Here is an 11,362-nt window from a genome sequence, read left to right as displayed (position 1 = left end):
CCAGCCGAGTGATCTATGTGACCGATGCGGGCCAGGCCAGCCATTTTGCTGGCGTATTCCAGGTGGCCCAGCGGGCGGGCTGGATTCCCTCCCACTGCGGCGTCGAGCACGTGCCCTTCGGTTTGGTACAGGGCGACGATGGCAAAAAGCTCAAGACCCGCTCCGGCGACACGGTTCGCCTCAAGGACCTGCTCGATGAGGCGGTGGAGCGCACAGAGGCTGATCTGCGTCAGCGCCTTGCCGATGAGCAGCGCAGCGAAGAAGAGGCCTTCATCCAGCGGGTGGCCACCTCCGTGGGCTTGGCGGCGGTGAAGTACGCCGACCTCAGCACCAATCGGATCACCAACTATCAGTTCAGTTTTGATCGGATGCTGGCACTTACGGGCAACACGGCGCCCTATCTGCTCTATGCGGTGGTGCGCATCGCCGGCATCGCCCGCAAGGGCGGCGATCTGGGGGCTGGCGCCGTTGCTTCACTCACCTTCAGCGAAGTGCAGGAGTGGGCGCTGGTGCGGGAGCTGCTCAAGTTTGATGGCGTGATTGCTGAAGTGGAGCAGGAGTTGTTGCCCAATCGGCTTTGCAACTACCTGTTTGAGCTCAGCCAGGTTTTCAACCGCTTCTACGACCAGGTGCCGGTGCTCAAGGCCGAGGAGCCGGCCCGCTCCTCCCGCCTCGCGCTCTGCCGTCTGACCACCGACACCCTCTCCCTGGGCTTGGGTCTGCTGGGTATTCCCACCTTGGAGCGGATGTGATGGAGCTTGTGCGTTCAACAAGTCTGCTTTTAAAATTACGTCCGATTGCCCAAGTGATTGTGTTTCGCTCAAGGTCAATTAGTTGGCTGCCCGTCTATCAAATTCTGGCACGCTGTCTGTTGATTGATTCAAGATGTGCCATCGTGCCGAGCTATGAGGCTTTGCTTGAAGAGGTAAAGACTGGTCGGAAAATGCATAGATGCCATGGCAGTCCGGCTTGCTAGCTGATTAGGGAAATGACAAAACTCATTATTTCGCTAACAACTATTCCGCCAAGGTTTAAGTATGTGCAAGAATGCTTATGGTCGTTGCTTGTCCAGACGGCAGAGGTGGCAGCAGTCAACCTCTATATACCTCGGGTCTATAAGCGATTTAGCTATGCAGAATCGGATCTCCCTAGTCTGCCAAAGGGTGTAACTCTACGCGTAGTTGATCAAGATCTCGGGCCTGCGACAAAAATTTTACCAGCCTGTCGTGAAAATCGAGGCCAAGATGTAAATATTCTATTCTGCGATGATGACAAGATATATGATCGAGATTGGGCGCAAAGATTTTTGAATGCGTCAAAAAAGCACCCAGATTGCGTAATTTGTGAACGAGGAAATTTCCTCTCACATCCGCATTACGTTAACAATCAAGACTGGATTTCGCCCCGACGCCCACAGGCAACGGCCATTCGTAGGAGCATTAGATACAGAGCGCAAAGAATACTAAGCCTAGGGCAGTGGAAATCATTAAAGTTTCTCGAATCAGGCTATATTGATATTCTAGAGGGATGGGGTGGGGTAATGGTAAAGCCAGATTTTTTTGATGACTTTGCCTGGCAAATTCCTGACATTTTATGGACAGTCGACGATGTATGGCTTTCTGGTTGCCTCGAGATGCAAGGAATCCCAATTTGGTTGAATACTAAATCCAAGCCGGTCGTAAATCAAACTTCGAACGAAGTTGAGCACGCAGCTTTACGAAATCTTGTCTACAAGGGTCATGATCGAAAAGCAGCAAACAAAGAATGCATAGCCTATTTTCGACAAAGCTTTGGCATCTGGGGCGGCTAAGTTAATTGCTGGACAGGACGTGAAATTTGGTGCAGTGCTTGCTACTATTTAAACTAGTTTGCCTTCTAGCTGATTGTATTTCATTTTGAGTCCACCGGTAAGCGCAGCAAATCGTGAGAATTCAGATGGTATAGATCGCAACAGAAACCCGCATTTTGAGAGTGCAAAAAAATCAGTAATCATGTCGTCTGAATTGGTTTGGCGAAGTCTGTCACTGTTATATGAAGCGGAGTTGTGAATAACCCGTAGATCAGTATTCGCCGTGATTATATCGCGCCATGTATTTCTTGCTTCTAGGCTATCGCAAGCAAGATAGGCATGGCTGCAGCCATTGAGCGTGGACAAGTTATTAATCGCTTTAAGCATTCTTCCTGTTACGTCTTTTGGCACGTGACCGGGACGATTTGTATGAATAGAGTCGGTCGTTCTAATGTGTACCCCAATGCAATGAGCACCAAGGGGCATTGAATCAATTTTGGTTTTCACTACAGGGGATTTTGGCTTTATCCTTTTCATACCCTCATAGCCAAATTTCTTAATGATTGTTCCCTTGGCGCTATTATGATTAACCTTGAGAAAATATGAGCCGTCTATCCTGTCCTCGCCCTGAATAAAGCGAATTCCTTCGATTTCAATTAGATCAGTAATGTTCCAAGGAAATGCATCGCTACTTTTCTCTTCATAGTAGAAATAATCAACCTTATATAATCGCGATAAAAGCATTAATAGTGAGATGCCGCGAAGGCGGTCTCCGAAGCCAGTTGTGCCAACTTCTTTAAAGTGAATAACTCTATTCGAGCCAAAAAAATGCGTTAAAGGCGGAAGAATTTTGGCTATTTCGATCAATGCTCGCATACAAGAGCCCTCCGGCAGGCGGGAGTATCATAGTACTTGTTTTGGCGCAGCATGATAGATGGCTAGGCTAAATATATAAATTTCACCATTGGCGCTTGGCTATGCTTGAAAGCCACTTTTTAAGCCGCATTAGTGGCTTCTGTGAAATATAATCATTTATAATTTCAGCTGGAGATGTGCAAGGCACTTCTGCAAAGAGCAATGGGAGGCCAGGATGCTTTATTACATCTTTTGGTAGACCAAGGCTGTCAGCAGGAACAATAGCCCAGATTTCATGATGTGCTTCTTTGCGAAAAAGCGAGGATCTGTTTTTAATTAAATCTTGCACACTTGAGGGTCGTGCTGTTTGTATTTTAGCCTCTTGATGAGAAAAGCTCTTGAATTTATTTGCCAAGGAGCTGTCGTTGCCTAAGTAAGAAAAGTGCCAGCCGCCATTAGTGATTCGTTTCCTGAGCAAGCTGTGATCAAATAGATGCCTATGCTTGCGCCCTTGCAGATTTCTGCCAGTTACTCGCATGCTTGCAGTGCTAACTTTGTGCCCGGCTTTGATTGCGGTGGTTCCAAGCCAAGGTAATTTTTTAGAATAAACCAGCTCATAATTAAGGCGGAAGTAAAAAAGTCTTTGCTCGAAAACCGCGAGTAGCTTCTCGCTGCTACTTTGAATTTCTTCAATTGCACATCTAATAGCCCCGGGAGAAGGTATTTCATCAACGTCTGATAGCAGAATAATGTCTTGGCTATGGGTGGCCAATGCCTGCGCTGTAGTGAAAATAGACTCGCGTTGGTAATTTTCCCTCTCCCATGCCGAGTCGCAGCAATGGGGGAGGTCAATTATTTTTATGGTTACCTTGGGATTGCTTGCAATGTCGTGTGCGCATTCTGTATCTAGGATGCACTTTTTTGGGAGGCCCGTGAATGTTTGCCTGGCTTCAACTATTACAAAGTGGTCTACGTATTCATCTAGAATTCTTATGCGTAGCCTAAGTAAGTCAAGTTCGTTGAAAAAAATTGAGCAGTCGATAACTTTGAAGTCCGACGTGCCCTGGAGACGTTGTTGGGTGCTTCCGGTTTGAATGTCATTCAAAATCTTGCCTCTTTAGGTTTTGGCTGGGAGCAGCTGATTGTTTTGTGAAAACAGGTGGAATAATGTTCACCTTGTTACTGCCTTCCTTGTTCGGGCTGAACAACTCGGCGAAGTTTTTGCTCTTGCGTCCAGCATCCTTGCGGCTTGTCAAGATATTGGAAAAACTTGTTTGAGAAGTTTCCTTGCAAGCAGGTGTGCTGAGATAGGCGCCAAGTGTGACTCCTTTCTGCAAGAACATCTTGAAAGACAGATGGACCTGTTATGTCGTAGACGTTGTTGCTTTGTGAGGTTTCTATTCGATAAAGCACCTCATCTAGCAATGTCTTAATATTTGGATTCGTGGGGGCACTTGCAATAAGGTAGTTAGTAGCATCTTCGCTTTTGTAGCGTAGAAACATTTCAAGTGTCCCAGCTTCGATGAATCGATCCAGTGGCCAGATTAAGTGAGAGTCAATATCCATGTAAACGCCACCGTGCTTGAGCGGCGTCCCATGGAGTGGTGTAACTCGGGGGGATCAGCCCCGGCGTAGCCGGGGCTGACGGCTCAACTCCCTCAGTCTTTAGCTGTGGCAATGGGTGGGCCGGTCTGTGACCCTGTTCGGAGCACTACCACCAAACCGAACACAGACCATGACCCTTACCCATAGTGGTGCCTCCGAGCTGAGCCAGCTCATGGAGGGCACCACCGCTGGCGCCCTGATCCCTGAGATCGTGCGCCGGGGCTTCCAGGATCTGCTGGAGGCCGAGGTCTCCGCTGCCATTGGAGCCACTCGTGTCCCGCGTCAAGCCCCTTGGCCGATTCGCGACAACCAAGTTGGCCGGTGGGTGAGCTTGATGGCCCCCAGGTTGTCGCCGGCGACAACCTGGGGGCGGCGACATGAAAACTGAGCCACTCCGCTTCTAGAAGCCTTATCAGCACTGGGATTATTGGATCGGCCCCAGGCGTCAATCAAGTTGGCCGGTTGTGCGCTGAGATCTCTGCCGGAGCTTGCCCTGGAGCGCACGAGCCGGTTGACCCCTCGGTCCGCCGGCTCGTGCGGAGCTCCCTACCGGGGACTGCGTTCATTGGCGCCAGGTTGTCGCCTCGCGTCAATTCACCTCAGCTCTACCCCTGTTCCGTCTGCCTGGCCCCGCTGCGCCGGCTTGCCTGGGCGCGGCGGTGGCTGTCGCCGCTGATCTCGATGATGTGGCAGTGGTGCACCAGCCGGTCCACCGCCGCCACGGTCATTGAGCTGCTTGGGAAGATCTCATCCCAGGCGGTGAACGGCTGATTGGCGGTGATCAGCAGCGATCGGCGCTCGTAGCGGTGGCAGATCAGCTCAAACAGCACGCTGCTCTCCTGTTCATCCCGCCGCACGTAGCCGATGTCATCGATCAGCAGCAGCGGGTAGCGATCCAGCCGCTCCAGCGCTGCCGGCAGGTTGTACTCGGCGCGGGCCTTCTGCAGCTCCTGCACCAGGCTCGTGGCGGGATAGAAGCGACAGGCCTGATCCAGACCGATCTGCGCCAGGGCGATGCCGACCGCCAGGTGTGTCTTGCCCACACCGCTGGGGCCGAACAGCAGCACGTTCTCGCCCCGCTGCAGCCACTCGCTCTGGCGGCTCAAGGCCTCCAGTTCCTGCCACCGGTGGGTCTCGATCCGGCCGCCATGGTCGTAGTCCGCCAGCGCTTTGCTCCAGGGCAGATGGGCCGCGCGCAGCAGCCGGTGCTGGCGGGCCTGCTGGCGTTGCTCCACCTCCTGCTCGCACAGGGCATAGAGAAACTGACTGTGGCTCCAGCCCTCGCCCTCAGCCTGCGAGGCGATGCTCTGCCAGTGGCAGCGGATCCATGCCAACCGCAGCTGTCGCAACAGGATCGGCAGGGCGGCTTCCGCCGCCTGGGGCCGCGGGATGGAGGGCAAGGAGGTCGTCATAGCTCTGCAGCGTGTGTTGGGAAATGCGTTGTGGCGGGTGGGGGCGATGGGGCGGCAGCCGGAAGCGTTGCTGCAGCGCCGCCAGCGACAGCCCCTGCCGTTGGTGGGCCTTCTCGAGCCAGGCGAGCACTGGCTCGTAGCCGGCCACTCGGCAGCCGACATACAGCGCCTCGACCATCAGCCGAGCGGCGGCGTCGCGATCACCGCTATTGCGCAGCTGCTGCCACAGCTGCCACCAGCGCTCATCGGGGAACAGCTCCCGCTGGTAACGGCAGTGCAGCAACGCCCGGGGTTTGCGCCTGAGCGCATCGATCAGATGCTCCAGATCAATGCTCCACGCCCGCCCATGGCGCTCGATGCCGCCGTGGCGCCGCGCCAGTTCGCAGGCGATCTGCCGGCCCAGAAGCAGCTGCAGCCGGTCGTGATAAATCCGCACCGTCAGCCGCTGGTCGATCAGCCGCGGCGGCACCGAATACACCACCCTGCGCACCTCGATCGTGCTGGTGCGCCGCACCGTGAGCTGCTCGATGTCGTAGTCGGCAAAGCGAAAGCGCGGCAGCGGCCGCAGCGCCGTTTTCTCCTGCTCCAGCCGGACCAGCCGCGGTCGGTTGTATTGCTCGATCACCTCAGAGAGGAAGTCCTGATACGCCGCCAGCGATTCAAAATCGCTGCTGCCGCGCAGCAGCAGCGCCTGCTCGATCCGCCGTTTGAGATGGCCATGGGGACTCTCCACACGGCCGTTCTCATGCGCCACCCCCAGGTTGTTGCGGCTGTAGGCCAGGCCGTAATGACTGCACAGGGCGTGGTAACGGCGGGTGATGTCGGCTGAAAAACTGCCGTTGCGGTTACGGCACGCCGCCGACAACCGGTCGGTGCGCAGTTCATCTGGCACCCCACCGCAGGATGCCAGGGCGTTCTGCAACCCCTCGGAGAGGGCGACGAAACTCTCGCCGCCCTGCACCACCTGCGCATAGCTCCAGCCGCTCCATGCCAGGCGGTAGTGGAACAGCAGATGGGGGAACGCCTCGCCAGCGATCGTCACCTCCACCCCCTTGAGTTGGGTGAAGTCACAGAAGGCGATCTCGCCGGGCTCGTAGCTCAAAGGGAAGATCACCTCTGGATCCGGGCCATGCAACGCCTTCCACTCCCGCACCCGCCTTTGCAAGGTCCGTTGCAGAGGAATCCAGTCGACATCGGGCTTCTGCCGCTGCAGGTGCTCCAGCAGAGTGATCGGTGTCAACGCTGGCGCACGTTGCAACAGCGGCACCAGCTCCTCCTCCCAGACACCCTCCAGAGGATCGGGCCGGGTGCGGCCACGGAGCTGGTTCGCCCTGGGCTGCAGCTGGTTCCTCTCAATCCGGCGGGCGCTGCGCACTGAGATGCCAGCCGCTGCGGCAGCAGCCTCCTGGCTGCTGCCACCTCGTCGTTTCGTCATGTACAGGTTGCGTTGGTGACTGGTCAGTGGTGCCGGCATCCCCTGGTCCCTGCGCATCGGCACCAGGCTCTCCAGCACTCACCCCACCGGCCAACGAGCTTGTCGCCGACCGGCCAACTTCATTGTCGGCAGACACACTCGCCATGAACGCTGCCCTGATGAGCGATCCACCCACCGCAATGGCTACCGCCAGCGGCTGCTCACCACCCAGGTGGGTGACCTCAGCCTGGCCATCCCCAAACTCCGCCAGGGCAGCTTCTTTCCCGACTGGCTCGAGCCTCGCCGCCGGGTGGACAAGGCGCTCTACGCCGTGGTGATGGAGGCTTACACCGGCGGCATCTCCACCAGGAAGGTTGACGCGCTGGTGGAGGCCCTGGGCGGGGCCAGTGGCATCTCCAAATCAGAGGTGAGCCGCATCTGCCAGGGGCTCGATGAGCAGGTGAAAGCCTTTCTTGGCCGGACGTTGGACCATGCCCGCTTCCCGTACGTCTACCTCGATGCGACGTACCTCCACGGCCGCCTGGGCCGCAACATGCAGGTGGTGTCCCGGGCCGTCGTCGTTGCCATTGGCATCAATGCCCTCGGCTACCGCGAGGTGCTCGGCATTGCCGTGGGTGACAGTGAGGCGGAGGGCTTCTGGCGCCAGTTCCTGGGTTCACTCAAGGAACGCGGCCTCACTGGAACCCGGCTTGTGATCTCAGATGCCCACCTGGGACTGACGGCAGCGATCAGGCGCATGTTCCAGGGCAGTGGCTGGCAGAGGTGCCGGGTGCACTTCCTGCGCAACCTGCTCAGCCATGTGCCGAAAGCCGGCCAGGACATGGTGGCAGCAGCCATGAAGGCTGTGTTTGTGATCCAGGCTCCTGATCAGGTGCGTGGCCACTGGCAGCGGGTCACCGAGATGCTGCGCAAGCAGTTCCCAACAGCCGTGCCGGTGATGGACGCCGCCCGTGACGACGTGCTGGCCTTTCTCCACTTTCCCCAGGAGCACTGGCGCAAGGTGTGGAGCACCAACCCTCTAGAGCGGCTCAACAAGGAGATCAAACGCCGCACCAACGTGGTCGGCATCTTCCCCAACGACGCTGCGATCGTGCGGTTGGTGGGTAGCCAGCTGCTGGAGCAGCAGGAGGAATGGCAGCTGGAACGCCGGCGCTTTTTTTCCGAGGCCACGATGGCCAAGATCCCGGAGTCGGAAGAGCCGCTGGAGCTCACTGATGCTGATCCGTCCGCCCAGCCGGCAGCAAGCACCAGCTGAACCGCAACATCTCCTCCCTAGATCTACACAGAACATATCGATCGCTGAGTTGCCAATTCAGCGATCAGGGTTCATAGTGGATAAACGGAGCTGCGCAGTCAGCTTCCAAGCAGTCATCTCTTGACTGCTCCTGTTCACCCTCCGGAAAGGGTCACAGGACCTCCTGAGTTACACCACTCGGAGGGGCGCTACCCGTGCTTGTAGAGCACCATTAAGCGCCATAGGTCGGCTTGGGCTGCCCCAATGGTTAGCCGGCTGTAGAGTTCCGTGGGTTTGCCAGGGAAGTTTTGCTCTACAAAGGCAAGGCGATCTTCGGTAGAGTGGAAGCAGTATTGGTAGTTTCTAGAGAGAAGCCGATTCCAGCGCCAAGCAGCCTTGATGGGCGGGCTAACTTTATTTGTGTAGTTGGTTTGCCAGATTATTTTAGGGATCAGTGTCGCAGTTGATTGGCGATTGTCATTAATTATTTTTCCTGGGCTGGTTGATATGGCCGCGCTATTTTCTGGTTTGAAGCGTTGTTGCGGTAATAGCCAGTAATGGAGATAAAAAAGAGGGCGCATCGCGTTGGCTACTAGTTTGACCACGCGACCTGCAAGGAAGGCTGCGAAGTCATCGAGTTTGGATTGCCGAGACAAAAGTTCATTGCTTATGCTGCTAATTCTACGGGCAGTTCTATGTTGATTCCAGGCCTTCCCCAGGCGCGCCCGGAGGTTGAGAGCCTCCAGGCCTACAGCGCTCCACTTGAGGGCCGCCGGGGCCTGCTTCGGCTCGATTTCAACGAGAACACCGTGGGGCCGAGTCCGCAGGTGGTGGAGGTAATCCGCGCCATACCCCCCGATCAGTACGCGGTCTATCCCGAGTACGACGGCCTGCGGGAGGCGGTGGTTGCCAATCTCACTGCAACTGGCCTCGGTCAACCGCTCACCCCAGAGCAGATCGGCCTCTTCAACGGCGTAGACGCGGCACTTAATGCCATTTTTCATGCCTATGGCGACCGGGGCGACACGCTGCTGACCACATCGCCCACTTTCGGCTACTACACCCCCTGCGCCCAGATGCAGGGCATGGCGATTGAGGCCATCCCCTACCGGCTGCCGGATTTTGGCTTCCCCCTGGAGGAACTTCGGGCCGCATTGCTCGGGGATGGAACTCCCGCTTGGCAGCCACCCCGCATCCTGCTGATTTGCAATCCAAACAATCCCACCGGCACCCGGCTAGCTCCGGAGCTGATCCTTGATCTAGCGGCCTCGGCGCCGGGCACTCTTGTGGTGGTGGATGAGCTCTATGAGGCCTTCACTGGCGACAGCGTCCTGCCATCGGCCGATTTCGCTGCCACCCCGAATCTGCTGGTGTTGCGCTCACTCGCTAAAACGGCTGGCCTGGCGGGGCTGCGCATTGGTTTTGCCATTGGGGCGGCGCCGGTGATTGATCGCATCGGGCGCGTCACGGGGCCTTACGACATCAACAGCTTTGCGGTGACTGCCGCCCATGCGGCCTTGGCGGACCAAGCCTATGTGGATAGCTATGTGGCCGAGGTGCTGCGGGCCCGCGACTGGATCGTTCAGAAACTACAGGCGGCTGGGGTGCGCCACCACGCCGAAGGGGGCAACTACCTGCTGATCTGGCCCGAAAGCCCAGCTGCCGAGGTGGAGAAGCGGCTGCGGCAGGCGGGCATCCTGGTGCGCCCCATGACGGCAAAACTTCTGATCGACGGCTCCTTGCGGGTGAGTATCGGCACCACCGAGCAGATGCAGCGCTTTTGGAAGACCTACATACAGACTTATTAAAGAAGGACGATCCGCTTGGATATATCTATTTCTTCCTTAATGGCCGGGAGAGCTCGTAAATGAGTTTTGCTTTTATCATCAAAAAGAAACAAGTTAATGTGTCTTCTTTTCCGCGAGCGTGGCGCACCATTAAAGCTTTGAATATTCCGTGATAATGGATAAACTTTGTTTGCACGAGGCAGTTGTTTGTATCGTGAGCAAATGCACGAGTATCTTGAAATGATAGTTTTTTCCATTTTTTTACCATACCTAGATGGAAGGCGGAATGTGTAAATCCTTCTGTACGGCCGACTGAGGGATCAAAGTAGCTATTTTTCGAAGGTTGTTCTTCGTATATGGCCAGCTTAAAGTGTGGGTTTTCCTGGCTCCATTTCCAAAAAAGTAGCATGTCGCATATCCATGTTCGGCCTCCGCCTGCAGAGCTTTCCATCGATAATTTTTTGAGTCGGGATTGGTTTTTGTATATCTCTACAGCAAATGTGCAAAAAGATTCTAGCGCGTCTCGCCTTTGTATAAGGTTAAAGTGAGGTAGGAGCATTTTTTGATCCCATCTCCCAAAGCTCATTGCGAGCCCTGGGATTTCGTCAAGGATGTCTTGCGCCCCACTAAAAAATAGAACGTCAGAGTCAATTGCGCAGCATGTCTCGAGGTCGAGGTATACCATTAAATTGCGGATAAGGAGCCAGCGCTCTATGCAAAATCTCTCAAATGAACTGCTTAGGCCTGATCTATGCGTATAGAGCCTTCTAAAGGCGGCGACGTCTTTGAGTAGGGGCGAATTCTCACAGTCAATATTAAAGTGAATCTGCGCGAGGTCGCTATTGGAAGTGTCTCCAATGAGAATTATCGCGCTATTTCTATTGTGCTGCTTGGCTTTGCTAATGCAGGCCTTCAAGTAATCCTGGCGACCCCTGTGGACGATGACAATGGGGACTCCTTCCGTTTTGTGGGTGGTCATCTTGGTTATGGCGGCAGTTCCTTTGGTCTCAGCGCATCACCTCGATCACCATGCCATCGCCAAGCTTGCCCGGCAGGCTGAGCGTGCGGCCAGGTCGCTTCACCGGGGTGCCGGCCATTGCATCAAGGAAAGGTTGCAGCGTGGTTTGGTCGCAGTCCTTGGGGGTTTTGCCGCTCACAAATTGCACCGGGATCACGCGGCGGGGCTGGAGCTCGCGCACCACTTCGGCGGCTTCGGCACCGGTGTACACCTTGGCGCCGCCACCC

Annotated in this window: 12 protein-coding genes and 1 pseudogene; 5 read left to right on the top strand and 8 right to left on the bottom strand. The window is 55.8% G+C overall.

Going from position 1 to position 11,362, the window contains the following annotated elements:
- Both argS and KBY85_RS14475 read left to right on the top strand, forming a co-directional pair.
- Positions 1-752: arginine--tRNA ligase (argS, locus tag KBY85_RS14480; protein WP_254962173.1), on the top strand; the 752-nt coding region annotated here is incomplete at its 5' end.
- Between the two features lie 329 nt (positions 753-1,081).
- Entirely contained in the window at positions 1,082-1,810 is a 729-nt protein-coding gene (locus KBY85_RS14475; RefSeq protein ID WP_396121891.1) for a hypothetical protein, read from the top strand.
- A gap of 48 nt (positions 1,811-1,858) precedes the next feature.
- Here the strand turns inward: KBY85_RS14475 and KBY85_RS14470 are convergent, their stop codons facing one another.
- The 3 genes from KBY85_RS14470 to KBY85_RS14460 form a co-directional block, all read right to left on the bottom strand.
- A complete protein-coding gene (locus tag KBY85_RS14470) occupies positions 1,859-2,665 on the bottom strand; it encodes a hypothetical protein (RefSeq protein WP_254962171.1) in 807 nt (268 codons plus the stop codon).
- 82 nt (positions 2,666-2,747) lie between these two features.
- Positions 2,748-3,749, bottom strand: coding sequence for a hypothetical protein (locus KBY85_RS14465; RefSeq protein ID WP_254962170.1), 1,002 nt, complete (start codon positions 3,747-3,749; stop codon positions 2,748-2,750).
- Positions 3,742-3,987, bottom strand: a complete 246-nt coding sequence (locus KBY85_RS14460; RefSeq protein ID WP_254962169.1) for a hypothetical protein — start codon at positions 3,985-3,987, stop codon at positions 3,742-3,744. Before KBY85_RS14460 ends, KBY85_RS14465 begins: the two co-directional genes overlap by 8 nt.
- A 392-nt stretch (positions 3,988-4,379) precedes the next feature.
- Here KBY85_RS14460 and KBY85_RS14455 point away from each other — a divergent pair, with 392 nt between their 5' ends.
- Complete coding sequence (locus tag KBY85_RS14455; protein ID WP_254962168.1) at positions 4,380-4,637, top strand: hypothetical protein; 258 nt, start codon at positions 4,380-4,382, stop codon at positions 4,635-4,637.
- A 217-nt stretch (positions 4,638-4,854) separates the two neighbouring features.
- On the opposite strand, the gene istB is transcribed toward KBY85_RS14455, so the two are convergent.
- Positions 4,855-5,649 (bottom strand): IS21-like element helper ATPase IstB, encoded by a 795-nt coding sequence (gene istB, locus KBY85_RS14450; protein WP_254962167.1) that lies wholly within the window; start codon positions 5,647-5,649, stop codon positions 4,855-4,857.
- Positions 5,537-7,096, bottom strand: a complete 1,560-nt coding sequence (gene istA, locus KBY85_RS14445; protein ID WP_254962165.1) for an IS21 family transposase — start codon at positions 7,094-7,096, stop codon at positions 5,537-5,539. Before istA ends, istB begins: the two co-directional genes overlap by 113 nt.
- 19 nt (positions 7,097-7,115) lie before the next feature.
- On the opposite strand from istA, the gene KBY85_RS14440 reads away from it, so the two are divergent.
- Positions 7,116-8,351 (top strand): IS256 family transposase, encoded by a 1,236-nt coding sequence (locus KBY85_RS14440; protein WP_396121892.1) that lies wholly within the window; start codon positions 7,116-7,118, stop codon positions 8,349-8,351.
- Positions 8,352-8,539: 188 nt separating this feature from the next.
- Here the strand turns inward: KBY85_RS14440 and KBY85_RS14435 are convergent, their stop codons facing one another.
- The gene (locus KBY85_RS14435) at positions 8,540-8,986 is read right to left on the bottom strand and encodes a glycosyltransferase family 32 protein (RefSeq protein WP_254962164.1); all 447 of its coding nucleotides are present in this window, start codon (positions 8,984-8,986) and stop codon (positions 8,540-8,542) included.
- A gap of 39 nt (positions 8,987-9,025) precedes the next feature.
- Here KBY85_RS14435 and KBY85_RS14430 point away from each other — a divergent pair, with 39 nt between their 5' ends.
- Positions 9,026-10,138: a histidinol-phosphate transaminase gene (locus KBY85_RS14430; RefSeq protein WP_254962163.1), complete on the top strand. Its 1,113-nt coding sequence runs from the start codon at positions 9,026-9,028 to the stop codon at positions 10,136-10,138.
- Between the two features lie 25 nt (positions 10,139-10,163).
- Here KBY85_RS14430 and KBY85_RS14425 read toward each other — a convergent pair whose 3' ends face one another.
- Together KBY85_RS14425 and KBY85_RS14420 are read right to left on the bottom strand one after the other, a co-directional pair.
- The gene (locus tag KBY85_RS14425; protein ID WP_254962162.1) at positions 10,164-11,096 is read right to left on the bottom strand and encodes a hypothetical protein; all 933 of its coding nucleotides are present in this window, start codon (positions 11,094-11,096) and stop codon (positions 10,164-10,166) included.
- A 28-nt stretch (positions 11,097-11,124) separates the two neighbouring features.
- Positions 11,125-11,362: pseudogene (locus tag KBY85_RS14420) on the bottom strand (MBL fold metallo-hydrolase); the annotation flags it as partial.

Source organism: Cyanobium sp. BA5m-10 (genome assembly GCF_024346255.1).
GTDB classification, from domain to species: domain Bacteria; phylum Cyanobacteriota; class Cyanobacteriia; order PCC-6307; family Cyanobiaceae; genus Cyanobium_A; species Cyanobium_A usitatum.
The sequence above is the reverse complement of the archived record's forward strand: the minus strand, read 5'-3'. Positions and strand labels throughout refer to the sequence as shown.

Coding starts and splice junctions, on each gene's coding strand:
- istA (WP_254962165.1), bottom strand. CDS start 7,096: ATGACGAAACGACGAGGTGGCAGCAGCCAGGAGGCTGCTGCCGCAGCG.
- KBY85_RS14430 (WP_254962163.1), top strand. CDS start 9,026: ATGTTGATTCCAGGCCTTCCCCAGGCGCGCCCGGAGGTTGAGAGCCTC.
- KBY85_RS14470 (WP_254962171.1), bottom strand. CDS start 2,665: ATGCGAGCATTGATCGAAATAGCCAAAATTCTTCCGCCTTTAACGCAT.
- KBY85_RS14460 (WP_254962169.1), bottom strand. CDS start 3,987: ATGTTCTTGCAGAAAGGAGTCACACTTGGCGCCTATCTCAGCACACCT.
- KBY85_RS14425 (WP_254962162.1), bottom strand. CDS start 11,096: ATGACCACCCACAAAACGGAAGGAGTCCCCATTGTCATCGTCCACAGG.
- KBY85_RS14455 (WP_254962168.1), top strand. CDS start 4,380: ATGACCCTTACCCATAGTGGTGCCTCCGAGCTGAGCCAGCTCATGGAG.